The sequence below is a fragment of the Thalassospira sp. ER-Se-21-Dark genome, from assembly GCF_017922435.1.
Classification (GTDB): domain Bacteria; phylum Pseudomonadota; class Alphaproteobacteria; order Rhodospirillales; family Thalassospiraceae; genus Thalassospira.
In genome coordinates, this window is record NZ_VDEZ01000008.1 from 1 (window position 1) to 23080 (window position 23080).

The window sequence follows — 23080 nt, forward strand, 5'->3', positions numbered from 1 at the left end:
CGGTGGCCATAGCGGCCGGGAACCACCTGATCCCTTCCCGAACTCAGAAGTGAAACCAGCCTGCGCCGATGGTACTTTGTCTTAAGGCACGGGAGAGTAGGTCACCGCCGGGCCTTCCAAATACAGCAACATATTCCCTATAAACACACGACTTTGAAAACCCTCGACCTTAACCGGTCGGGGGTTTTGTCGTTTCAGGCTTTCAGAACTTGGTGTGCTGCGACCTCACAGCGCTGTGAAGATATGTGTGGAATGTCTCACGCCTCTTTGACTACGCGTGTGCGAATGGTGCAGTGACGAATTTGCCCATCACCCTTACGGTTAAATCATCACTTGGACTTGAGTGTCCTCATTTAACCGAAGGGAAAAGACGATGAAAAAAGCAATGGTTCTGGGTGCAGCATTGAGTGCTGCTGTCTCAATGGCCGCGATCAACCAGGCAGCGGCCGATGGTGCTAAGGAAAAATGTTTTGGTGTGTCGCTGGCGGGGCAGAATGACTGTGCCGCTGGTCCGGGCACGACCTGTGCCGGTACCTCGACTGTCGATTATCAGGGCAATGCCTGGAAGCTGGTTCCGGCCGGTACCTGTGAAGATATGAGCTTCACCACCGCGGATGGCCGTGAAGTCATGGGCAGCCTGGAAGCGCTGGATCGGGATATCCCGCAGGGCTAAGTCCCGCAGTCCCCACGCCTAACCCCAAGCCTAATCGCGTCCCAACGGACGGTCAGCACAGATCTGCATATGTCTCCCCCTGTCCCGATGTGCTGGCCGTCCACCCGCGTAAACGGCGAAAAGATAAGGTTGCCCCGATATGACACCGCTGACACAGCTTCCTGAACGTGCAGGTGTCGGCTTCAAGGCCGAGCACGCCCAAGATATTTTTGGCGCAGAGCCAACTGTCGGCTGGTTTGAAATCCATCCGGAAAACTACATGGTTGCCGGTGGCCCAAGACTTGCCATGCTCGAAGAGCTTTGTGCGCACTATCCGGTGTCCATGCATGGCGTCGGGTTATCACTTGGGGGTGGAGAGCCGTTAAACAAGCACCATCTGGCCGACCTCAAACGATTGGTTGACCGGTTCGATCCCGCCATGGTGTCGGAACATATCGCATGGTCCGCCCATGAGGGGCTTTATATGGCTGATCTGCTGCCGACCCCGATGACGCAAAGCTCGCTCATGCAACTGGTGGATGCCATCAACACGGTGCAGGACTTTATTGGTCGGCAGATTCTGATCGAAAACCCGACCTCCTATGTGCCGCTGCCACAGAATTCGATCCCCGAACTTGAATTTATCACCGAGGCGGCAGCGCGCAGCGGCTGTGGTTTGCTGATTGATGTAAACAATGTTTACATATCGGCCCATAATCTGGGCTTTGATGCCAATGCGTTTATTGACGCGGTGCCCGGTGATCTCGTCGGTGAAATTCATCTGGCCGGGCATGAGGAAGACGCTAATCCCGACGACAATGTTTTGATCGATACCCATTCCCGGCCAGTGGCCGATCCGGTTTGGGATCTGTTTGATCGTCTGATCGCCCGGATCGGGCGCAAGCCGACCCTGATTGAATGGGATAATGACGTGCCTGGCTGGGATGTGCTGGCGCGTGAAGCAGCCCTTGCTGACCGTCACCTTGAATATGCCGTGAATGAACAGTTTGAGGCCGCGTCATGACGGAGCTTAAGGCATTTTATGACGGCTTTAGCGATGCCTTGATGGCCCTGGAACCGGATGCGGTGCCAAGTAGTGTCACTGATGGTTACGCGCACCGCTTTGCGATTTACCGCAACAATGTTCATCGCGGCCTTTATGACGCGTTGGGGGCTGCGTACCCGACCGTGCGCAAACTGGTCGGGGATGGTTTTTTTGATCAATTGGCACAGGGGTTCGTTCAATCCGAAACCACACGTGCGGGATCGCTTGCCCTTTACGGGGCGGGCTTTGCTGACTTTCTGGCAAACCATCCGGTGTGTGATCGTTTGCCGTATTTGCCAGATATCGCACAGCTTGAACGTGCCCGGCTTGAGGTCAGCACATCCGAAGACGCCAAGCCGCTTCTGGCAGAAGAGCTCGGCGGGCTTGAAGATCAGTTGGAAGCCATGACACTGCGTGCGCATCCGGCCTGTCAGGTTGTGGCGTCGGAGTATCCGATCTTTGCCATCTGGAATGCGCAAAACCCGGTCGATGGTGCCGAGATCGGTAAAACCAGCATCGTGCAATGCGCTGAAACCGTTCTGGTCACACGTCCTTATATGCAGGTTGAAATGCGCGTGATGACCCATGGGCAGGCGGCGTTTTTTGCGGCGCTAACCCGTGATGGGCTAAGCCTTGGCGCGGCGTGCGCCCATGCCCTTGAGGCCGATGCGAATTTTGATGTGATGGCGAGCTTTGCCACGTTTTTAACAATCGGGGCATTTGATGCCCGCCTTAATATCCCGAGAGGAAACGGGCATGATGATGCATAATGTAATCGGCGGCTACGCCCGTCTGGAGACGAAAATGGACGCCCTTGGTGGGCGCGATGTTATTGGCATTGCCAGCCGGGGGCTTTTTGTTCTGTTGCTGCTGCCCTATTACGTCAACAGCGCGATGACGAAGATTGATGGCTTTGGGCTGAGTGCGGGCGCATTCGCGCAGATCCTGCCACCGATTGCCGAGCAGTATCTTTATGATACTGCCGCCATTCCGTTCTTCCCGTGGCACCTGATTGTCTGGGCTGGCACCCTTGGCGAGTTTGTCTTGCCGATCCTGATTGTTGCCGGCCTGTTCACCCGCCTTGCAGCCCTTGGCATGATTGGCTTCATTGTGGTTCAGACGGTCGTGGATGTTGTGTTTCATGGTGCAGCTCTGGGCGGGCTTGCCAACGGGTTGCCGACCGAGCTGATCGATCATCGCCTGCTTTGGATTTCGCTTCTGGTGGCACTGGTCTTTGCCGGTGGTGGCAAGCTGTCGGTGGATCGATTTCTGTCGCGCCGAAAGGCCTGACAGGGTGCTATATCGGCAACAACATCGGCGCCATTGATGCGACCAAAAGCACGGCCATGATGATGTTAAAGATGCGGGTTCTGTTGCCCTGACTGATAAAGGATCGCATGGCCGCGCCAAACAGCGCCCAGCTTGAAATGGATGGGATGTTGACCAGGGCAAAGACGGCGATCATCAGCAACAGCCCCTTTATGCCTGCTGACGGGACCGTGTAGGTGACTGTTACGATCAGGGCGACAGTCCAGGCCTTCGGATTCAGAAGTTGCAACATTGCGGCCTGAAAAAATCCGATCGGCTGTGCTGTCGCCTGATCTTTGGTCTCAAGCGATCTGATCTGCGATATCTTGTAGGCAAGCCAAAGAATATAGCCAAAGCAGATAACACGCAGTACATCCTGTGCCATTGGAAAACGTTCCAAAATCTCACCCAAACCGAATCCCACCACAAACACCATCGACAAAAATCCACTGCTGATGCCAAGGATCAGCGGGATGGTGCGGGCAATGCCGAAATTGGCACCGGATGCCAGTAGCAGGAAATTGCCCGGGCCGGGCGAAACGGACATGACAAAGGCAAAGCCGATCAGGGCTGTCAGGTTTTCTGGGCTCATGATTTGATCATCCATCTGGGTATGCGGTCTGGTGATCATTGATCATTTCCGGGGGCGCGTCTTTGCGATAAACTGCCAATAAATTATCAGATCGTTCCAAATCGCGATGATGGATAAAATGCAGCAAGATGTGCTTAGTGACGTATGTGCCGGATTACGGTTGCGTAGTGATCTGTATTTCACCGCGGAGCTCGCCGGGGATTTCAGTGTGCATATCCCGGCGGACGGCGCGCGCATCCGGTTTCATCTGGTTTTGGCGGGCGGGTGCAAGCTTTTGCTGTCTGAAAATGCACCACCAATTGATCTTTGCGCAGGTGATCTTGTGCTGGTGCCAAATGGCCGTGGGCACATTCTGTGTGATGCGCCGGGAACAAAGGCGCTTGCGTTGTCTGATGCGATGGCGGCCGGGTTTGATCCGGGTGCCGGGATCTTGCGCAATCAGCCTGAAGGCGCGGGGGATGTGAGATTGCTGTGCGGGTTTTGCGCCTTTGATGACGATGATCGTCATCCGGGTTTTGGTCTGATTGAGGATCACGTGATCCTGCGCGCAGAGGACCCGACAACACAAGCGCAATCCTCAATCGTGGCGATGATCCAAGCGCTGGCACAAGAAACACAGCCCGGTTGGCGCAGTGCCTTGGCGCGTCTGATGGAGGTCCTTGTGATCGCGCTTATGGCAGCACAATTAAAACGCGCCGATCTGCCGCAAGGTTTCCTTGCCGGATTGGCTGATAAGAAAGTCGCATGCGCACTTTCAGCCATTCATACCCAGCCGGAACGTGACTGGACTGCGGAGCTTTTGGCCAAACAGGCCGGGATGTCGCGGACGCGTTTTGTTGTGCGGTTTGGGGACTGTGTCGGGATTGCGCCAATGCAATATCTGCAAAATTGGCGGATGCGACGGGCCAAGGCGCTTTTGCGCGATACCAACTTGTCGATGGATGAGGTTGCCTTGCGCTGCGGCTATCTATCGATGCCGGCATTTTCCCGACGCTTCAAGGCGCAATATGGTGAAGGGCCGGGGGCGTTCCGGCGGGGATTGCGGCAGCCGGTGGCGGGGCAATAGGCCCTGTTTCGAAAGCCTATTTTGCCGCAACCCGGTCGTTCTGGGCGCTCGCATCGCGCAGGCTTGCGAGGTATTCTTGGCTGATCTCGTGGACCGCCATGATATGCCCGTAAAGCAAGTCTTCGGCTGCCTTGACGTCACCGCGCAGGATGGCATCGACGATGCCCTGATGTTCTTCGTGCGAGGATGCAAGGCGCGACAGGCTTTGGAACTGCACGCGGCGGAACGGGGCAACGCGCCGACGCACCGAAAGCGTAACATCCACCAGCACATCATTATGCGTGCCACGATACAGCGTATTGTGGAATGACCGGTTCAGCGTTTCGTAACCGTCGCTATCACCCAGACGCACCGTTTCGGCCAATTCATGGTGCAGGCGTTCCAGATTGTGACGTTCGCCGCTTGTCATGCGCTTGGCTGCAAGCCGCCCGCAGGTGCCTTCCAGTTCTGCCATGCTTTCAAACATCGCTGTTAGCCGTTCCGGGGTGGCGAGCGAGACATAAACGCCGCGATTGGGTATCTTTTCGGCAAGTTCGGTTGCAGTCAGAAGCTGCAAGGCCTCGCGCACCGGTGTGCGTGAGACGCCAAACCGCTTGGCCAGAAGCGGCTCTTCCAAGCGCCGCCCGGGGGGGAGCTTTCCTTTGACGATGTCATCTTCCAGCGCCTGACAAAGCTGTTGGGCAATGCCGACCTGCTCGGTCTGTTCGGACGGGGTGCTGAGCGCTTGGCGAAGCTCGATCATCTGAAGTCGATACCCTTCTTGCGAGGTTTGGTTGGGCTCCTGTTGATCAAATGTATACACCAATTTTCAAGGCAAGGCCAAGTTTCTCAAGGGTTGTAAAATCCATACATTTTTTCGCGCCAGTTCCTGCATATTTATTGTGCAGTAAAAATGTGCAACGTACTATTTTGACTAATTAATCATCATTTAAGGCAGAAAAGAATAAGGAGAATTTTGTTAAGTAATTGAAAAATATGCAATGGCATGTGTGTTGCAAGATGTATACACAGTGCGGAATGCATTCCGTTGAGATCACGTTTCAGAGAAATAGCTATCTCTATCAGGGAGACATCAATGACAAACATTAAACGGCGCGATTTTCTGACCAAATCGGCAATCGGTGCGGCAGCAACCGGCGCAGGCGTTATCGCCGCACCAAGCATCGTTCGTGCGCAGGAAACCTTTAACTGGAAAATGACCAACGCCTATGGTCCGGGTTCACCCTTTTATGTGACCGGTCCGGGCAGCCCGGAAGATTTCTGCAAGCGCGTGACGGAAATGTCGAATGGCCGTCTGAACATTCAGCATTTCGCCGCTGGCGAACTGATCCCGGCCCTTGAAGGTTTTGACGCGGTTCAGGCCGGTACGGTCGAAATGAATGCGGCCAATGCCTATTTCTGGGCAGGTAAAATCTTTGCCGCCCAGTATTTCACCACCGTTCCGTTCGGTCTGAACTTCCAGGGTGTGAATGCCTGGCTGTATCATGGCGGCGGGCTTGAGCTTTGGCATGAAGTTTATCAGCCTTATGGTCTGGTGGCCTTCCCGATGGGCAATACCGGCGTTCAGATGACCGGCTGGTTCCGCGAGCCGATCGAAAGCCTCGATGATTTCAACGGTCTTAAAATGCGTATTCCGGGTCTTGCCGGGAAGGTCTATCAGCAGATCGGTGTTGAAGTGAAATTGCTTCCGGGCGGGGAAATCTTCCCGGCACTGGAACGTGGCGTGATTGATGCGGCCGAGTTCGTTGGCCCGTATCAGGACCGCCGTCTGGGCCTGCAGAAAGCCGCCAAATACTATTACACCACCGGCTGGCATGAACCGTCCAACGTGACCGAACTTCTGATCAACCAGAAAGCCTGGGAAAGCCTTCCGGCGGATCTGCAGGCGATTGTCAAGAACGCGGCTCAGGCGTGCAACCTTGATAGCCATTCCTGGTGTGAAGCCAACAACGCAGCCGCCCTGCGTGATCTGGTCGAGAACTTTGGCGTTACCGCGCAAACCCTGCCAGATGAGGTCGTGACCAAGCTTAAGGACATCACCAAGGATACCCTTGAAGCCGAAGCCGCCAAAGACCCGATCACCAAAAAGGTCCATGACAGCTTCATGGCGTTCCGCGATACCCACCGTGAATGGGCCGCGATCAGTGAAAAGCCCTATCACGGGATCATTTCATCGAAAGGCGGGATGAGCTGATATGACCTCGACCCGTACTGAGCCGTTACCGGACCGTGTTCTTGGTCTGGTTGTCGATATTGCCGGATGGGGCGCTGCGATCAGCGGTCTTGCCCTTGTTCTGGTGGTCGGTGGCAATGTGTTGCTGCGCTATCTGTTTAATTCCGGAAGTGTGGCGATGCAGGAACTTGAATGGCATCTGGTGTCGCCAATTGCCCTGATGGGGATGGCGTATGGCATGCGCCATGGCGGCCATGTGCGGGTCGATTTCCTTTATGAACGTCTGGGCCCGCGGGCCCAGGCGATCATCGACCTTTTCTCGGCCGTTTTGATGGCGGTACTGGGCGCGGCCCTGATCTGGTTTTCGATCCCCTATGTTTCGCAATCCATCATGATGGGCGAAGGCTCCCCCGATCCGGGTGGCCTGCCATATCGCTTCTTGCTCAAGGCCTTTATTCCGATCGGGTTTGGTCTTTTGCTGCTTCAGGCGATTGCCCAGGGCCTTATGAATTATCGTCAAATCGTTGCGGGTAATCGCAGCAATCCTGCCTTTGATGCACCTGATGTGGTCACGCAAACCGGTGCAGGAGACTAATCAGACATGACCGGAAATGAATGGCTGGCCATCGGTATGGTCGGGGGCTTCTTTGGCTTCCTCGTGCTCGGTGTGCCAGTGGCAATCTCGCTTGCGATTTCGGGATTTGCCTTTGGGATTATGGGGTTTGGCACCGGTTTGTTTAACCTGTTGCCGGCACGCGTTTACGGGGTTGTGACCAACTATACGCTGCTTGCCTTGCCGCTTTTCATCTTCATGGGTGTGATGCTTGAAAAGTCCAAGCTGGCCGAAGAACTGATTGATGTGATCGGTCACGCCATGGGCCGGCTTAAGGGCGGCATGGGCCTTGCCATCGTCATCGTTGGCGTTCTGATGGGCGCGTCTTCGGGCGTGGTCGGCGCAACCGTGGTGACGGTTGGTCTTTTATCTCTGCAGCCCCTGATCAATCGCGGCTATGACAAGGGGGTCGCAAGCGGCGTGATTTGCGCATCAGGCACCCTTGGGCAGATCATCCCGCCCAGTCTGGTGTTGATCCTGCTGGCTGATATTCTCGGTGAATCTGTCGGGACCTTGTTTGCTGCGGCCATGGTGCCGGGCTTGATCCTTGCGGGTATGCTTGGGCTCTATCTTGTGCTGCTCGGAATTTTCAAACCCGACATGGTGCCCGCCATCCCCAAGGATGAACGCGATGCCATGAGCACGCAGCAATTGCTGATGAAGATTGCCAAGGTGGTCGTGCCGCCATTGGCACTGGTCTTTGCCGTGCTGGGCTCCATCGTTGGCGGAATTGCCGCCCCGACAGAGGCCGCATCGATGGGCGCACTTGGTGCGTTGTTGCTTGCACTGTTTTCCGGGCGTCTGAATTTGCGCGTGATGCGCGATGTCTTGCATGACACGCTGATCACCAGTGCGATGGTGTTCTTCATCCTGATCTGTGCGCAGCCCTTTGGTCTGGCCTTCCGTGGCTTGGGCGGCGAGGGGCTTGTTCATGCGATGTTTGAATGGGTGCCAGGTGGCGACATGGGCAACCTTCTGTTCATGATGGCTGTGATCTTTGTGCTTGGCTTCTTCCTTGAATGGATCGAGATTTCCTATATCGCGCTTCCGATGTTTTTGCCGGTCTTTCTCAATAGCGGGATCGACATGGCATGGCTTGCCATTCTGGTGGCGATGAACCTTCAGACCAGCTTCCTGACGCCACCGTTTGGCTGGGCCTTGTTCTTCCTTAAGGGGGTGGCGCCGCCATCGGTTTCGACGGTCGATATCTATCGCGGGGTGATACCGTTTATCGGTATTCAGGCGCTTGCCCTGATCCTGTTGTTTATCTTCCCGGAACTGACAAGCTGGTTGCCAAATCTGATCGGCTGGTAGGCCGGTTTGGAAAACAGGCATTCTACAATGTGAAAAGGCGCTGAACGGAAACGCAAAACAGCGCTATGAACAAACCGGGCATGTCGCAGATCACGCGGCATGCCCGCAAGCATAAGGCAGGGAGATCAGCTGATCATGTTACGTTCAAGAACCGCACTCGGTGGCATGGTCACCGCACCCCATCATCTGGCGTCCGAGGCCGGACGTGACATCCTGCGCGAAGGCGGAAACGCGGTCGAGGCGATGATTGCCGCCGCTGCGACCATTGCTGTTGTCTATCCGCATATGAACGCGATTGGCGGCGATGGTTTCTGGCTGATTTCCGAGCCGGGTAAAGACCCGATTGCCATCCGCGCTTGCGGCGGTGCGGCGGAGCTTGCGACACCAGACTTTTACCGCGAACAGGGCAAGGCCGCCATCCCGGCCCGTGGTCCGTTGGCTGCCCTGACAGTCGCCGGTGCGATCGGCGGCTGGATCAAGGCGGCCGAGGTCGCGGCATCAATCGGCGGCAAAATCCCGCACAGTCGCCTGATGCGTGATGCGGTCCATCATGGCAAAGCTGGGGTTCCGGTTACCAAGTCACAGGTGGCCCTGACCGCGACCAAAATGGCAGAGCTCAAAGACTCACCGGGGTTCGTTGATACCTATGCCGCCAACGGTATTCCCGCGATTGGCGATGTGCTGAAACAGCCGGCCCTTGCGGCAACATTGGAGCATCTTGGCCTTGTTGGTTTTGATGATTTTTATCGCGGCGATATCGCCCGGACCAATACGCGCGGGCTTGAGGCGGTTGGAAGCCCGCTTCGCCTTTCGGATTTTGAAGCCTGTCACGCCAAAATCATGACGCCGCTGTCGGTCAAACTTTCCAGCGGCACGGTGTTTAACATGGTCCCGCCGACCCAGGGTGTCGCATCGCTGATGATCCTTGGCCTGTTTGATCGCCTGGGGCTGTCCGGCGCGACACTGGACGGGTTTGACCATGTCCATGGATTGATTGAGGCGACCAAGCGCGCCTTCCTGAAACGTGACGCCCATGTCGGGGATCCGGACCGCATGAACATCGATCCGATGTCGCTGCTATCTGATGAAATGCTCGATCATGAGGCCGCCAAAATCGATATGAAAACAGCACTTCCTTGGCCGCATGTCGCCAAGCCGGGCGATACGATCTGGATGGGGGCGGTTGACGCCAACGGTGTTGCGGTCAGCTATATCCAAAGCATCTTCTGGGAATTCGGATCGGGCGTTGTGGTGCCCGAAACCGGCGTTCTGTGGCAAAACCGCGGTGCGAGCTTCACACTCCATGATGGTCCCAATCAGCTGGGACCGGGCCGCCTGCCGTTCCATACGCTCAACCCGGCCTTGGCGAAACTCAATGATGGATCGGTGCTGACCTATGGCACAATGGGCGGCGAGGGGCAGCCGCAAACCCAATCGGCAGTCTTTACCCGCAATGTGATCTATGGACAGGACCTTCAGGAAGCGATCACGGCACCGCGCTGGTTGCTGGGCAAGACATGGGGCGAAGACACGACAACGCTTAAACTCGAAAACCGCTTTGATCCGGCCCTGATCAAACAACTGAAATCAGCCAGTCATACGGTCGAGCTCGTCGGTTCTTATGAGGATATGATGGGCCATGCGGGCGGTATCCGTCTGCGCAAGAATGGCGTCATGGAAGGAGCGGCTGACCCAAGGGCTGATGGTTCGGTTGCTGCGCTGTGAAGCCTCGTCGAAGTCATTGGTTTCAAAAAAAAAACGGCAATCGTTTCTGTTGAAGCCCCGGATGAGCTAATTGGTTGATTCGCCGGTTGGTTTTGCTACCTTTGTTTTGTGGGTCTGTTCGCTTTTAGCAACGGAGCAGTTTAGCAAAGGAAGTGATGCCTTGAGTATGACAGTTTTAGTTCTGATCGGTGTCCTTGTATTTCTGGTCGTCTTGTTTGGCTATGGGGTCAGTTTGTATAACCGGCTGGTATCCCTGCGACAGGCCGTTCAAGAAGGGTGGAGCGGGATCGACGTTCAATTGAAACGTCGTAGCAATCTTGTTCCGAACCTGGTGGAGACTGTTAAAGGTTACGCTTCGCATGAAAAGAAACTGTTCGAAGAAGTGACTGAACTCCGGGCCAAAACGTCAGCGGTCGGTCCGGAAAATGCGCCACAGAGACAGGAACTTGAAGGGCAGCTTTCTACAGCGTTGATGCGCATCATTGCGGTTTCCGAAGCCTACCCGGAATTGCAGGCCGATAAGACCTTTATCGAATTGCAGACTGCACTTACAGAGTTGGAAAATCAGATTCAGATGGCGCGGCGATATTATAACGGCACTGTTCGCGAGTTGAATATTGCCGTGCAATCCTTTCCTGACAATATTGTCGCAGGCTGTTTCGGCTTTGCCGAGCGCAGCTACTACGAGGTCGAACATGCGATCGATCGTCAGACGTCCAATGTGAAGTTTGATTAATGTTTTCCGCTGCAAAAGGTATGGCGATACGTAGCTTCGTAAGCCTTTTAATGCAGGGGGCTTGGTGCATTCTTGCTTTTGGGTTGGTTGCCTTCCCGGTTGGTCCGGCTGCCGCCCAAAGCTTTTCAGAACGCATTACTGATTTCACTGTCAACATAGTGATCGATCACAGCGGATCGATTTCGGTGCGTGAAGACATTTCGGTCTATGCCAACGGCAACCAGATCAAGCGCGGCATCTTTCGTGATATTCCATTGGTCGTTGCCTTGCCGTCTGGTTTCTATCAGGTTAGCCAAATCGAGATCAGCCGCGTGTTTCTGGATGGCCGTGACGTTGCCTATCGCACCGAAAACATCGGCAGGGATATTCGCATCTATATCGGCGAGCCCGATCAGTTCTTATCCTATGGGGATCATGAATTCACCCTGATCTATAAGATGAAAGATCAGTTGTCGTTTGGTGAAGATATTGATGAACTGTATTGGAATGTAACGGGCAATCGCTGGCAATTTACCATTGATAAAGCCCGCGCCACCATTCATTTGCCGGATGATGCTGTTCGCACCGGTTTTGCGGCCTATACCGGATATGAACGTGAACGCGGCGCGCAGTTTCGTGTGCCCAAACCCGATAACGGCAATGTCTTTACAGTCGAAACCACCGAAAAACTGGTGCCGGGCAAAGGGCTGACATTTGCGGTGTCATGGCCGGCCGGTCATGTTGTGCGGCCAGAAGGCCCGATCAATCTGGACCAGTTGATGCGCGACAATATTGGCATTGTTATCGGCTTTGGGATTTGGCTTTTGCTTGTAGGTTATCTCATTTGGGCATGGTCCGGGTTTGGCAAAGATCCTGCTGGCCCCGCTGTTATACCGCGGTTTCAGCCGCCAGAAGGCATGTCTGCAGCCAAGGTGGGGTTCTTGTGGCGCAATGCATCGGCCGGGCGAACCTATGCTAGTCGGGCCTTTGCCGTTGTCCTGACCAGTCTTGCCGTGAAAAAGCGTCTGTCGATCAGTGTCACCGGGCATGAGGAATATGTTCTGAGCAAATTGTCGGGCAAGATTGATGACCTTTGCGATGATGAGCAAACCGTTTTCAATTCTCTATTCCGCGAAGCAGGTGTTTCTGAAATCATCATTGGCGACGAATATCGCCAGGAAGTGCAAAGTGCCCATAACTGGTTGGCCAAAATCTATGCACCAACTAATCGCGACACGCATTTCATCCGCAATGACCGCGCCTGGCGGATCGGATGGGTGATCGGCACTTTGTCATTGCTGGCTGTGGTGTTGCTTGATCCGTCGATTGCTGCGCACGACGCAGAAAGCTATGTCGGGGCGTTGGTTGGTTGTGTGGTCTTTTCGGTCGGCTTCATGATGGTGTTCAATGTCCTGCGTCGTTTCTGGTCGGGTATGTCAGCCGGGGACGGCTGGTATGTCCGGCTGATCCGCGTGCTGTTGATAGGTGCTGGTTTCATGGTGCCGTTTTCCGGGGTTGCGGTGATCGTGGCCGGGGTAATGTCACCGGTTGCCATCGGGGTTGCGGCATTGCCGGTTCTAACCTGTGCGCTGTTTGGCATCTGGCTTGAAGTTCCCAATACGGCGTTTCTCACGGTTCGCGCCGAAATCGAAGGTTATCGCCGCTATCTGACCATGGCCGAGGAAGACCGACTTAATTTTGCCAGCCGCGAAATGGGCGATGCCATTGCCATTTTTGAAAAGCATTTGCCCTTTGCCATGGCCCTTGATGCCGAACAGGTCTGGACCGAACGGTTCGAAGCCTTTTTGAAATCACGTGCCTCGACCGATCCAAATGCGACGCAATCGTATGATCCTGCATGGTATCGCGACAGCCGGCGCGGTTGGCTCGGTCTTGGTGATTTCGGATCGCGCAGTGTCGGGCGGCTTGGTGCGGTGGCAGTATCGCACGGGGCGCCATCAATGCCTTCAACTGGCTTTGCATCAAGCGGCGGTGGTTTTTCCGGTGGCGGACGCGGCGGCGGCGGCGGGGGCGGGTGGTAATTGCAATCGCAATCGCAAGCGACAACTAGCTGATAGTATCGCTCCGCCGCACCCGTTGTTGTTTAGGAAAATTTCCACTCAATCACATGCCGATACGTCTCGCCGGGCTTAAGCCAAGGGCTTGGGAAGTCCTCTCGGTTGGGGCTGTTTGGGTAGGTTTGCGGTTCAAGGGCAATGCCGCCCGATCTGTGCAGCGGCACGCTGTTTTCGGTTTTCATCGCATCATTGAAATGCTGTGCGAGGTAGAATTGCAAACCGGCCTCGGTCGAAAACAGTTTGATCGACCGTTTGCTTGTCGGATCTGCAAGGGTGGCGATCTGGCGTAATTCACCGCGTGGGCCGGTCAGGCAGAAATTGTGATCAAAGCCCTGTTTGGCGTCTGGCAGGTTGGCGGAAATTTTGGCAGGTTTCTGGAAATCATAGCCTGTGCCAGCGACATCCTGCGCCGGGCCATCCGGGATCAATTTTTCATCCACCGGAAGCCATTGTTCAGCATTGATCTGCAAAACGTGATCGCTAGCACTATGGTCAAATTTGCCCGTCAGGTTCCAATAGGCGTGGCTGGTCATGTTGACCGGGCAGGTTTGATCGCAGGTGGCGTTGATTTCAAGACGCAGACGATTATCCGCAACCAGTGAATAGGTCGCAGATGCGCTCAAATTGCCCGGATATCCCTGGTCGCCCGCCGGCGAGGTCAGCTTAAACGTAACACTGCGCTCTGTTTGATCGGAAATGGTCCAGAGCCGTCTGTCAAAACCATCCGGTCCGCCATGCAGGTGGTGTTCGCCTTCGTTGGCGGCAAGCTGAGCGATATCGCCGTTTTCGTCCGGGTAGCGCGACTTTTCAATGCGGTTGGCATAACGCCCGCACACGGCCCCGATATAGCTGTCCTGATCAAGATAGGCGGCATCATCGATTAGGTTGACCGCGATATTGGTTTCCTGACCATTCTTTGGGTCACGCACATAGACCCCGCAAAGACGCGCGCCAAGCGCAGAAACCAACACGCGAATCTGAGTACTCTCTAATGCAGCGCGGGGGGCATTTTCGCCCTTTTGAAGTGCAATTGTATGGGGTTCTGCCATGTTTGGTATCGCCGTGATTTGTGGTTTTTGATTTTTATCAAGATATTGATTTTTATAGATTTTGTCCAGATTTGATGTCGCTTTGCGCGATCACTCTAAAGGATGAGACACTATATGGTTGAGGGTCTAAAAAACATATTGTAATACTATATGGCTTTTAAGCAATAAGCCACTCATAGGGAGGAAATCGTGGTAAGTTTTAAGAAGATGGCAGTTTCTACTGCCGCAATGGGTGTTGCACTTGGTCTGTCGTTTGCTGCACATGCAGAAATGATGATCGGTTTCTCGCAGATCGGTTCGGAAAGTGGCTGGCGTACGTCTGAAACGGCGTCGATCAAGGCCGAAGCTGAACGTCGTGGAATTGATCTGAAATTCTCCGATGCACAGCAGAAACAGGAAAACCAGATCAAGGCAGTCCGTTCCTTCATCGCGCAGGGCGTGGATGGCATTCTTCTGGCACCGGTTGTTGAAACCGGCTGGGATCAGGTTCTCAAAGAAGCAAAAGACGCCGGCATTCCGGTCGTCCTCGTTGACCGTGGTGTTGATGCAAGTGAAGACCTGTATCTGACCAAAGTGGCGTCGGACTTCGTGGTCGAAGGTGCACTGGCCGCGGCCTGGCTGGCTGCTGAAACCAATGGCGTTTGCGACGTTGTCGAACTGCAGGGAACTGTTGGTTCGTCTGCCGCCAACGACCGTAAGGAAGGTTTTGAGTCTGTTGTTTCCAACTTCCCGGCCATCAATATCATCCGTTCGCAGTCCGGTGACTTCACCCGTTCCGGCGGCAAGGAAGTCATGGAAAGCTTCCTGAAAGCGGAAAACGGTGGTGCCAATATCTGTGCGGTTTATGCCCACAATGATGACATGGCACTGGGTGCCGTTCAGGCCATCAAGGAAGCCGGTCTGAACCCGGGTGAAGATATGCTGATCGTATCCATCGATGCAGTGCCAGATATCTTCAAGGCGATGGCCGATGGCGACACCAACGCCACCATCGAACTGAACCCGCATTTGGGCGGCCCGTCCTTTGACGCGATCAAGGCGGCAAAGGCTGGTGAAGAAGTTCCGAAATGGATCAAGGCAAATGGCCCGCTCTATCTGCCTGATACCGCTGCGGAAGAATACAAAATGCGTAGCAAATAACCTCTGACTTCCCCCATGGGTTCTGCCCATGGGGACTAGAGGCACGCTTCTCATTGCATCGGACGTGCTCCGGCGATTGCCGGGGTGCGTCCGGCTGTATCCGCAGCAAAAGACTTCAAAGACAGACTAGGGAGAGGGGCAGGATATGTCAGACACAGTGCTTTCAGTGCGCGGTGCGGGGAAGTTCTTTCCTGGCGTCAAGGCGCTGGAGGATGTGGATTTTGACCTTGAACGCGGCGAAATTCACGCCCTTCTGGGCGAAAACGGGGCCGGTAAATCGACCCTGATCAAGGTGATTACCGGGGTGCATCCGCGCGATGCCGGTACGGTGTCACTCGAAGGACAGGAAATCCATCCGCAGCATCCCGGGGACGCGCAGGAACTTGGCATTTCAACCGTTTATCAGGAAGTCAATCTGGTGCCGACACTGTCGGTCGCCGAAAACCTGATGCTGGAACGCCAGACCCGCAAGTTCGGGTTGATTTCATGGAAAAAGACCGAGGCCGATGCCAAGACCGCCCTTGAGATTTTGGGGCTTGATATTGATGTCAATCGGCCGCTGGGCTCCTATTCGGTGGCGATCCAGCAACTGGTGGCGATCGCGCGTGCTGTCGCCCTTGATGCCAAGGTTCTTATTCTTGATGAACCGACCGCATCACTTGACGGCGAAGAAATCAAAACACTGTTCCGGATCATGGGCGAGCTGCGCGACAAGGGGCTGGGGATTGTTTTTGTTACCCACTTCCTTGATCAGGTTTACGCGGTAACCGACCGTATCACGGTGCTCCGCAATGGCCGCCTGGTGGGCACGTTTGTCACCAAGGAGCTGGCCCAGATTGATTTGATCAATCACATGCTTGGTCGTGAACTGGCTGAAGTCAGCGCGCATCGCCATCAGGACGAAGGCAGCTACGATGGCCCGGCACGCCAGATCCAGATCAAGAATTTGGGCAAAAAGCGCGTGCTTGAGCCGGTTTCACTCGATCTGAAAGCAGGCGAGATTGTTGGTCTGGCAGGTCTTTTGGGATCAGGCCGTACAGAGCTTGCCGAACTGGTGTTTGGTACGCAAAAAGCCGATAGCGGTTTGGTGTTTCTCGATGGGGAGCCGGTTATGCTGCGTTCCCCGCGCCATGCGATCCGGGCCGGTTTCGGGCTGTGTCCCGAAGACCGCAAACAGGACGGCATTGTTGCCGAACTGAGTGTTCGTGAAAACATCGTGCTTGCCCTTCAGGGGCGGCGTGGTTGGCTGCGCCCGATCCCGCGCGCCGAACAACAGAAATTTGCCGATGACATGATCAAGGCACTGGGCATCGCAACCCCCGACAGTGAAAAGCCCGTCGGGCAACTGAGCGGTGGCAATCAGCAAAAAGTCATTCTGGCGCGCTGGCTGGTGTCCAAGCCGATCCTGCTGATCCTTGATGAACCGACACGCGGCATTGATGTCGGTGCACATGCCGACATCATCAAACTGATCAAGGAACTCTGTGACGAGGGGCTGGCTTTGCTGGTCGCGTCATCCGAGCTTGAAGAAATCGTTGCCTTTGCCGACCGCGTGGCTGTGATGCGTGATCGTAAAAAGGTTTCTGAACTGGTGGGTGCGGAAATCACCCAGAACAATATCATCGAGGCAATTGCACGATGACCAGTTTAAAAGACAAAAAGAAAATACGGGAAAGCAGCACCATGTCTGCATCTTCTTTGTTAAGTCGGCCCTGGTTTGGTCCGGTCGCAGCACTGATCCTGATCGTGCTGGGGATCGGGATAATTTCACCGGATTTCTTCAACATCCGCATTGTTGACGGCCATCTTTACGGATCGCTTGTCGATGTTGTCCATCGCGGGGCGTCGACCGCCCTTGTTGCGGTGGGTATGGCGATTGTCATTGGCACACGCGGCATTGATCTTTCGGTGGGCTCGATCATTGCCATTTCGGGGGCGGTGATGGCGGTTCTGATCCGCGATACCGATCTGCATCCGGCTGTGATTATCCTGGCCGCCCTTGGTGCCGGGATTTTGTGCGGTTTGTGGAACGGCATCCTTGTTGCCTTCCTTGATATTCAGCCGATCATTGCAACCCTGATCCTGATGGTGGCCGGTCGCGGCATTGCCCAGATGATTACGGGTGGTCAGATCGTAACGTTCCACGGCGAATTCTTCGAGGCAATTGGCAGCGGTTATTTGTTGGGTATTCCATGGCGGGTGATTATTGCGGCTGCCGTGATTGCCGCGATCTATTTCATCATGCGAAAAACGGCACTTGGTCTGTTTGTTGAATCGGTTGGTGGCAACGCACGCGCCAGCCGCGTCGCGGGCATCGATGCACGCGGTATCAAGCTGATGGCCTATGCGGCATCGGGTCTGTGTTCGGCCTTTGCCGGGATCATCATTGCCGCGGACATTCGTGGTGCTGATGCTAACAATGCCGGGCTTTGGCTTGAACTGGATGCCATTCTGGCCGTGGTTATTGGCGGTGCGTCGCTGATGGGCGGTCGGTTCTTTATTGCGATGACCGTGATTGGCGTTCTGATCATTCAGGCGCTGACCACCGGCATCTTGTTGTCGGGGCTTCCGTCGCAATACACCCTGATCGTCAAGGCGGCGGTGGTGATGGTCGTTTTGCTGGTGCAGGCGCCAAAATCCCGCGAACTGGTCGGGCAGGCGATGGAACGCATGAAGCGGGGGAAATCCGATGAAAATTAATGAACGGTTTTATCCGATCCTTGCCACGCTTGCGGTTCTGGTACTGCTGTATGGCTACGGGATTGTTGAACACCGTGCCTTTTCCGACACCTATGTTCTGGGCGCGCTTCTGACCGATAATGCCTTTTTGATCATTACCGCCGTTGGCATGACCTTTGTCATTCTCTCGGGCGGGATTGATCTTTCGGTTGGGTCGATGATTGCCTTTATCGGGGTTCTGATGGCCGAACTTGTGACCGGCTTTGGCATGCATCCGGTGACGGCGGCTGTGGTTGCGATGATTGTCGGATCGGCATTCGGGGCGTTTATGGGGGTGATTATCGCCAAGTTCGATATTCAGCCCTTTATCATCACGCTTGCCGGGATGTTCTTCCTGCGCGGCATGTGCTTCCTGATCAATCTGGATTCCGTTCCGATTGATCATCCGTTTGTCTCAGACTTTGCCGGGTTCAAGGTTCAATTGCCCGGTCGTGGCTGGCTGACGGCATCGGCACTTCTGATGTTGGCGACCGTTATTGGCGGGGTGGTGATTGCCCATTTCACCCGGTTCGGGCGCAATGTTTATGCGATTGGCGGGGATCGGCATTCGGCAGAATTGCTGGGCGTTCCGGTCCATAGCACGATCATCCGGGTCTATACCCTTTCGGGCTTTTTCAGTGCACTTTCGGGTGTGGTATTCGCCTTTTACACCGCGTCGGCCTATCCGCTGGCAGCAGTCGGTGTGGAGCTTGATGCGATTGCCGCTGTGGTGATTGGTGGAACGCTTCTGACCGGCGGGATGGGCTTTGTGCTCGGCACGTTCTTTGGCGGGATCATCATGGGGGTTATCCAGACCCTGATTGCGTTTGACGGGTCGCTCAACAGCTGGTGGACCAAGATCATGATCGGGGCGCTTCTGTTTGGCTTTATCGTGCTGCAACGCCTGATTACCCGGTCGTTTTCGGGGATGCGGGCCGGCACGACATAAAGCGTCCGGCGATCAAAATACCTTCCTTCAAAACGCCCTGTTTGAAAAAGCAGGGCGTTTTTTCTGTTCCCGACATGGCCGGTTTTGATCGTGCAATCAGGCACCGGCGCAGGGGCAAAACTTTTGACAAAAAAATTGGTCAATCAGCAGCATTATTCATTTTTGGTGAATAATAAGCCGTGTTTGCGCCAAACGCGCTACCCGGCGTTTTGGGGGTAAATTCAAATAGTATGAGGAATGGACAGCCGTGATTGGATCAACCGTCCCCGTCTTTCCGATTACAGACCGATCTGATCCCAGTCATGTTCAACCGACATGCCGAGTTCCTTGCGCAGTTCGCGCATGGTCCGGCGCAGCAGGCCGTGCATTTTGCTGCGCGCCTCTTCGGGGTCGCGCTGGCTGATGGCGGCATAGACCGCGTGGTGATCCGGCAGCGACTTGACATGCGCCTTGGGTCCGCCCGATGACAGGCGGAAAGATCCGATCAGGGCGGTTTCAATCAACATGCCGAACGATTTCATGAAATCGTTGCCCGACGCATCCAAAATACCCTGATGGAACACAAGGTCGGTAATATAGACCGCCTCGGTGCCGGGTTCGGCCTTTTCCATTTCGAAATAGGCGGTTTCAAGATGTTTGATCTGTTCCGGGGTTGCGCGGACAGCGGCCATGGCGGCGGTGTTGGGTTCAATGATCAGGCGCGTTTCAAGCAGGCTATAGAGAAATGCCGGGTCCGGGTCCGGGAAATGCCAGGACAGGACATCGGGATCCAGCAGGTTCCAGCTTGAACGCGGTTTGACCCGTGTGCCGGTTTTCGGGCGGCTTTCAATCAGCCCCTTGGCCGACAGGATTTTGATGGCTTCACGAAGGGCTGTACGCGACACATCAAGGGATTCACTTAAGGCCGCCTCTGTCGGCAGGACATCGCCCGGCAGCAGCTTGCCCGAAACAATGCGTGCGCCAAGATCGTGGGCAACAATGCTGTGCAGACTGCGTTTGGCGTAAGTTCTCGACATGGTAGACGACATATATTCCCTCCGGCGTGGCCCTGATTGAAAAGCAAATAGGCAAAAGGCCCGCTTTGTCATTATTCATATAATATGAATTAATTTTCAGGGCAACTGATCTGGTGCTGCCAACGCCTTGTGCTGCATAGCATATAATTATTTCAGGGGTATGGTCACAGAGGTCGTCAGGTATTTGCGTATGTCATCAACTTATAAACAAGCTTTCAGATAATGAAAGAAAAGACTGCATGGTTTGACGCTTGACAGGCCCGGATATCCTGATCATTAATGTTATTGTATGAAGAATAAAAAACAAGATTATCAGGAGGAAGCATCACGCCGCCGCGCACGGGACCGTGCCCGGACCATTCGTCTGGTCTGAAGGGGACTTGTCGGCGTAGCATGATGTTGGCGTCAGGAATTTTTCTCCTGTTGCGCCGCACATAGCTTGATGGATGCACTTTCTGTCAATTTTGACCTAGAATCGTGTTTGGCGTCCGGGGAATCCGACGTCTGACATCTGAACACAAAACGCACGACGGGAGATGAAACGATCATGTCTGATCGCATGCCGACACACTATACAAGCCTTGAAGACAAATCGGTATTCATCACCGGTGGCGCATCGGGCATTGGCGAGGCGATTGTGACCGCCTTTGTCGAACAGGGCGCAAAAGTTGCCTTTGTTGACATCATGGAAGATGCCGGTAATGCGCTTGTCGAAAAGCTTTCCAAGGATGCGCGCAACAAGCCTGTCTTTATCAAATGCGATCTGACCGACATCGGGGCCTTGCAGGCAGCGGTGGCCAAGGCCGCCGAAATTAACGGCCCGATCACCGGGTTGATGAACAATGCGGCCAATGATACCCGCCATAAATGGCAGGACGTCACCCCGGAATACTGGGATGAACGCCAGGCGATCAATATCCGCCCGTCCTTCTTTGCCATTCAGGCGGTGGCACCGATGATGCAGAAGGCCGGTGGCGGCGCGATCATCAATTTCGGTTCGGTCAGCTGGATGATGGGGCAGGGCGGCATGCCGGGCTACACCACGGCCAAGGCCGCGACCCATGGCCTGACCCGCGGTATGGCGCGTGATCTGGGCAAGGATCACATCCGCGTCAATACCCTTGTGCCGGGCTGGGTGATGACCCAGCGCCAGCTTGACCTGTGGGTCGACGAAGCCGCTGAACGTGAAATCGACGAGCGCCAGTGTCTTAAAAACAAGGTCATGCCCGATGATATCGCCCGCATGGCGCTGTTTTTGATTTCCGATGAAGCCCGCATGGTGACCGCCCAGAACTTCATCGTTGATGGTGGCTGGGTCTAGGGCCCGCGCCACGAACCCCGTATTCCGACATAGTACCAAAGACCGTTCAGGACAGAATTCATGAGACTGGTTCAATTCAAGGACACCACTGGCGCGCAACATGTTGCCGTGGTCGAAGACGAAAACACCCTTATCCCGCTTCAGGGCGTTTCCACCACCCGTGAACTTGCGACCATCGCGCTTGCCAAGGGCATGACGATGATCGAAAAGGCAAAAATCCGCATGGGCGACGACCGCGTTGATTATAACGAGGTTGCCCGTGACGGGCGCCTGTTGCCGCCGGTGACCCATGCTGATCCGGCGCATTTCCTTGTGACGGGCACCGGCCTGACCCATCTTGGCTCTGCATCGGCACGTGCGAACATGCACAAGGCCGATAACAAGGACGCCAATGAAACAGACTCAATGAAGATGTTTCGCATGGGTGTCGAGGGCGGCAAGCCCAAGGCGGGCGAACACGGCGTGCAGCCGGAATGGTTTTATAAGGGTGATGGCTCCGTCGTTGCCAATCCGGGGGCGGCTATTCCAAGCCCGTCCTTTGCCCTTGATGGCAGTGAGGAGCCGGAAATTGCCGCCGTTTATATCATTGATCATGATGGCACCCCGGTGCGCATCGGCTTTGCGATTGGCAACGAGTTTTCCGACCATGTCATGGAACGCCAGAACTACCTGTATCTGGCGCATTCAAAGCTGCGTCATTGCGCGATGGGCCCGGAATTGCTGCTGGGCGATCTGCCAAGCCATGTCGAGGGCACCTCGCGCCTGTATCGCGATGGCAAGGTGATCTGGGAAAAGCAGTTTGTCAGTGGTGAAGACAATATGTCGCATTCCATTGCCAACCTTGAATATCACCATTTCAAATATGATCTGTTCCGCCGTCCGGGCGATGTGCATGCGCATTTCTTTGGCACGGCAACACTTTCATTCGCCGATGGCATCACGACGCAAGACGGCGACGAATTTGAAATTGAATCCGCCCTGTTTGGCCGTCCGATCCGCAACCGCCTGATGCAACAGGCGGAACGCCCGGTGACCATCAAGGCGATCTGAGGTCTCTCTGAGACTCCCAAGGGCCAGGAAGCCTTTCTACCTCCAAACGACACGACTTGCCCCGGTGCTGCAATGTGCCGGGGTTTTTCTTTTGCTTGTTCTCTGCGGAGTGAACGGTCTTTGAAAGAGGGGGGACGCAAAAAGCGGTCGTTCGATGAATAGCTCGCAGTTGGCCTGCAATATCTCTTCTGCTAAAACCAAAAGCCAAGTGTAGCAAAAGGCGAATTGCTTGCGGTTGGCCCACAATCTCTCTTCTGCTAAAACACTCACGCAACCCGCTATTGATGCCATGAAGTTGCGGTTGGACCACAATCTCTCTTCTGCTAAAACGAGGCCAGTTTGTTCGATATGATCGAAGCGGTTGCGGTTGGACCACAATCTCTCTTCTGCTAAAACGCGCGAAACGGAGTGGTCGCAATGAACAAGTTGCGGTTGGACCACAATCTCTCTTCTGCTAAAACCAAGCGCTTCGATACCGGGATGCACTTCCAGTTGCGGTTGGACCACAATCTCTCTTCTGCTAAAACACCAGATCGCCAACCGACAGGCCATAATA

The 23080-nt window shown here is 54.9% G+C and carries 21 protein-coding genes, 1 rRNA gene and 1 CRISPR repeat array; of the genes, 18 read left to right on the plus strand and 4 right to left on the minus strand.

Annotated elements, in window-relative coordinates; all coding sequences use genetic code 11:
- From rrf to FHI25_RS20295, 5 genes are all read left to right on the plus strand, one after another.
- Positions 1 to 113 (plus strand): 5S ribosomal RNA (gene rrf, locus FHI25_RS20275); the annotation flags it as partial.
- Between the two features lie 260 nt (positions 114 to 373).
- A complete protein-coding gene (locus FHI25_RS20280; protein WP_008891960.1) occupies positions 374 to 673 on the plus strand; it encodes a DUF2282 domain-containing protein in 300 nt (99 codons plus the stop codon).
- Positions 674 to 812: 139 nt separating this feature from the next.
- Complete coding sequence (locus FHI25_RS20285; RefSeq protein WP_210520868.1) at positions 813 to 1676, plus strand: DUF692 domain-containing protein; 864 nt, start codon at positions 813 to 815, stop codon at positions 1674 to 1676.
- Positions 1673 to 2467: a DNA-binding domain-containing protein gene (locus FHI25_RS20290; RefSeq protein ID WP_210520870.1), complete on the plus strand. Its 795-nt coding sequence runs from the start codon at positions 1673 to 1675 to the stop codon at positions 2465 to 2467. The genes FHI25_RS20285 and FHI25_RS20290 overlap by 4 nt, the downstream gene beginning before the upstream one ends.
- Positions 2454 to 2987 carry a DoxX family protein gene (locus FHI25_RS20295; RefSeq protein ID WP_210520872.1) on the plus strand — a complete coding sequence of 178 codons (534 nt, stop codon included), beginning with the start codon at positions 2454 to 2456 and terminating at the stop codon, positions 2985 to 2987. Before FHI25_RS20290 ends, FHI25_RS20295 begins: the two co-directional genes overlap by 14 nt.
- A gap of 7 nt (positions 2988 to 2994) precedes the next feature.
- Here the strand turns inward: FHI25_RS20295 and FHI25_RS20300 are convergent, their stop codons facing one another.
- Positions 2995 to 3636, minus strand: a complete 642-nt coding sequence (locus tag FHI25_RS20300; RefSeq protein ID WP_210520875.1) for a LysE family translocator — start codon at positions 3634 to 3636, stop codon at positions 2995 to 2997.
- A gap of 79 nt (positions 3637 to 3715) precedes the next feature.
- On the opposite strand from FHI25_RS20300, the gene FHI25_RS20305 reads away from it, so the two are divergent.
- The gene (locus FHI25_RS20305) at positions 3716 to 4663 is read left to right on the plus strand and encodes an AraC family transcriptional regulator (protein WP_210520877.1); all 948 of its coding nucleotides are present in this window, start codon (positions 3716 to 3718) and stop codon (positions 4661 to 4663) included.
- A gap of 16 nt (positions 4664 to 4679) precedes the next feature.
- Here the strand turns inward: FHI25_RS20305 and FHI25_RS20310 are convergent, their stop codons facing one another.
- A complete protein-coding gene (locus FHI25_RS20310; RefSeq protein ID WP_210520879.1) occupies positions 4680 to 5405 on the minus strand; it encodes a GntR family transcriptional regulator in 726 nt (241 codons plus the stop codon).
- A gap of 333 nt (positions 5406 to 5738) precedes the next feature.
- Here FHI25_RS20310 and dctP point away from each other — a divergent pair, with 333 nt between their 5' ends.
- The 6 genes from dctP to FHI25_RS20340 all read left to right on the plus strand — a co-directional run bounded on the left by dctP (position 5739) and on the right by FHI25_RS20340 (position 13245).
- A complete protein-coding gene (gene dctP, locus FHI25_RS20315) occupies positions 5739 to 6857 on the plus strand; it encodes a TRAP transporter substrate-binding protein DctP (protein WP_210520881.1) in 1119 nt (372 codons plus the stop codon).
- Position 6858: 1 nt separating this feature from the next.
- Positions 6859 to 7431, plus strand: a complete 573-nt coding sequence (locus FHI25_RS20320) for a TRAP transporter small permease subunit (protein ID WP_210520883.1) — start codon at positions 6859 to 6861, stop codon at positions 7429 to 7431.
- A gap of 6 nt (positions 7432 to 7437) precedes the next feature.
- Positions 7438 to 8763: a TRAP transporter large permease subunit gene (locus FHI25_RS20325; RefSeq protein WP_210520885.1), complete on the plus strand. Its 1326-nt coding sequence runs from the start codon at positions 7438 to 7440 to the stop codon at positions 8761 to 8763.
- A gap of 135 nt (positions 8764 to 8898) precedes the next feature.
- Positions 8899 to 10488 carry a gamma-glutamyltransferase family protein gene (locus FHI25_RS20330; protein ID WP_210520886.1) on the plus strand — a complete coding sequence of 530 codons (1590 nt, stop codon included), beginning with the start codon at positions 8899 to 8901 and terminating at the stop codon, positions 10486 to 10488.
- Between the two features lie 70 nt (positions 10489 to 10558).
- A complete protein-coding gene (locus tag FHI25_RS20335; protein ID WP_246879254.1) occupies positions 10559 to 11224 on the plus strand; it encodes a LemA family protein in 666 nt (221 codons plus the stop codon).
- 20 nt (positions 11225 to 11244) lie between these two features.
- On the plus strand, positions 11245 to 13245 hold the full coding sequence (locus FHI25_RS20340) for a DUF2207 domain-containing protein (protein ID WP_210520888.1): 2001 nt from the start codon (positions 11245 to 11247) through the stop codon (positions 13243 to 13245).
- 62 nt (positions 13246 to 13307) lie between these two features.
- Here FHI25_RS20340 and FHI25_RS20345 read toward each other — a convergent pair whose 3' ends face one another.
- Positions 13308 to 14330, minus strand: a complete 1023-nt coding sequence (locus FHI25_RS20345) for an aldose epimerase family protein (RefSeq protein ID WP_246879255.1) — start codon at positions 14328 to 14330, stop codon at positions 13308 to 13310.
- Positions 14331 to 14519: 189 nt separating this feature from the next.
- Between FHI25_RS20345 and FHI25_RS20350 the strand changes: the two genes are divergently transcribed.
- The 4 genes from FHI25_RS20350 to yjfF all read left to right on the plus strand — a co-directional run bounded on the left by FHI25_RS20350 (position 14520) and on the right by yjfF (position 19137).
- Positions 14520 to 15470: an ABC transporter substrate-binding protein gene (locus FHI25_RS20350; protein ID WP_274517104.1), complete on the plus strand. Its 951-nt coding sequence runs from the start codon at positions 14520 to 14522 to the stop codon at positions 15468 to 15470.
- A 145-nt stretch (positions 15471 to 15615) separates the two neighbouring features.
- Positions 15616 to 17112, plus strand: a complete 1497-nt coding sequence (locus FHI25_RS20355; RefSeq protein WP_210520890.1) for a sugar ABC transporter ATP-binding protein — start codon at positions 15616 to 15618, stop codon at positions 17110 to 17112.
- A gap of 41 nt (positions 17113 to 17153) precedes the next feature.
- The gene (locus tag FHI25_RS20360; protein WP_167351244.1) at positions 17154 to 18170 is read left to right on the plus strand and encodes an ABC transporter permease; all 1017 of its coding nucleotides are present in this window, start codon (positions 17154 to 17156) and stop codon (positions 18168 to 18170) included.
- Positions 18160 to 19137, plus strand: a complete 978-nt coding sequence (gene yjfF / locus FHI25_RS20365) for a galactofuranose ABC transporter, permease protein YjfF (RefSeq protein ID WP_210520892.1) — start codon at positions 18160 to 18162, stop codon at positions 19135 to 19137. Before FHI25_RS20360 ends, yjfF begins: the two co-directional genes overlap by 11 nt.
- 278 nt (positions 19138 to 19415) lie before the next feature.
- Here yjfF and FHI25_RS20370 read toward each other — a convergent pair whose 3' ends face one another.
- The gene (locus FHI25_RS20370) at positions 19416 to 20165 is read right to left on the minus strand and encodes a FadR/GntR family transcriptional regulator (protein WP_246879256.1); all 750 of its coding nucleotides are present in this window, start codon (positions 20163 to 20165) and stop codon (positions 19416 to 19418) included.
- Positions 20166 to 20700: 535 nt separating this feature from the next.
- Between FHI25_RS20370 and FHI25_RS20375 the strand changes: the two genes are divergently transcribed.
- Both FHI25_RS20375 and araD1 read left to right on the plus strand, forming a co-directional pair.
- Positions 20701 to 21474 carry an SDR family oxidoreductase gene (locus tag FHI25_RS20375; RefSeq protein ID WP_210520894.1) on the plus strand — a complete coding sequence of 258 codons (774 nt, stop codon included), beginning with the start codon at positions 20701 to 20703 and terminating at the stop codon, positions 21472 to 21474.
- Between the two features lie 60 nt (positions 21475 to 21534).
- Positions 21535 to 22524, plus strand: a complete 990-nt coding sequence (gene araD1 / locus FHI25_RS20380; protein WP_210520896.1) for an AraD1 family protein — start codon at positions 21535 to 21537, stop codon at positions 22522 to 22524.
- A gap of 174 nt (positions 22525 to 22698) precedes the next feature.
- Positions 22699 to 23051: a CRISPR direct-repeat array (repeat unit 24 nt; unit sequence CCACAATCTCTCTTCTGCTAAAAC).
- The last annotated feature ends 29 nt before the right edge of the window (positions 23052 to 23080 follow it).

Coding starts and splice junctions, on each gene's coding strand:
- FHI25_RS20280 (WP_008891960.1), top strand. CDS start 374: ATGAAAAAAGCAATGGTTCTGGGTGCAGCATTGAGTGCTGCTGTCTCA.
- FHI25_RS20285 (WP_210520868.1), top strand. CDS start 813: ATGACACCGCTGACACAGCTTCCTGAACGTGCAGGTGTCGGCTTCAAG.
- FHI25_RS20290 (WP_210520870.1), top strand. CDS start 1,673: ATGACGGAGCTTAAGGCATTTTATGACGGCTTTAGCGATGCCTTGATG.
- FHI25_RS20295 (WP_210520872.1), top strand. CDS start 2,454: ATGATGATGCATAATGTAATCGGCGGCTACGCCCGTCTGGAGACGAAA.
- FHI25_RS20300 (WP_210520875.1), bottom strand. CDS start 3,636: ATGATCACCAGACCGCATACCCAGATGGATGATCAAATCATGAGCCCA.
- FHI25_RS20305 (WP_210520877.1), top strand. CDS start 3,716: ATGCAGCAAGATGTGCTTAGTGACGTATGTGCCGGATTACGGTTGCGT.
- FHI25_RS20310 (WP_210520879.1), bottom strand. CDS start 5,405: ATGATCGAGCTTCGCCAAGCGCTCAGCACCCCGTCCGAACAGACCGAG.
- dctP (WP_210520881.1), top strand. CDS start 5,739: ATGACAAACATTAAACGGCGCGATTTTCTGACCAAATCGGCAATCGGT.
- FHI25_RS20320 (WP_210520883.1), top strand. CDS start 6,859: ATGACCTCGACCCGTACTGAGCCGTTACCGGACCGTGTTCTTGGTCTG.
- FHI25_RS20325 (WP_210520885.1), top strand. CDS start 7,438: ATGACCGGAAATGAATGGCTGGCCATCGGTATGGTCGGGGGCTTCTTT.
- FHI25_RS20330 (WP_210520886.1), top strand. CDS start 8,899: ATGTTACGTTCAAGAACCGCACTCGGTGGCATGGTCACCGCACCCCAT.
- FHI25_RS20340 (WP_210520888.1), top strand. CDS start 11,245: ATGGCGATACGTAGCTTCGTAAGCCTTTTAATGCAGGGGGCTTGGTGC.
- FHI25_RS20345 (WP_246879255.1), bottom strand. CDS start 14,330: ATGGCAGAACCCCATACAATTGCACTTCAAAAGGGCGAAAATGCCCCC.
- FHI25_RS20355 (WP_210520890.1), top strand. CDS start 15,616: ATGTCAGACACAGTGCTTTCAGTGCGCGGTGCGGGGAAGTTCTTTCCT.
- FHI25_RS20360 (WP_167351244.1), top strand. CDS start 17,154: ATGTCTGCATCTTCTTTGTTAAGTCGGCCCTGGTTTGGTCCGGTCGCA.
- yjfF (WP_210520892.1), top strand. CDS start 18,160: ATGAAAATTAATGAACGGTTTTATCCGATCCTTGCCACGCTTGCGGTT.
- FHI25_RS20370 (WP_246879256.1), bottom strand. CDS start 20,165: ATGTCGTCTACCATGTCGAGAACTTACGCCAAACGCAGTCTGCACAGC.
- FHI25_RS20375 (WP_210520894.1), top strand. CDS start 20,701: ATGTCTGATCGCATGCCGACACACTATACAAGCCTTGAAGACAAATCG.
- araD1 (WP_210520896.1), top strand. CDS start 21,535: ATGAGACTGGTTCAATTCAAGGACACCACTGGCGCGCAACATGTTGCC.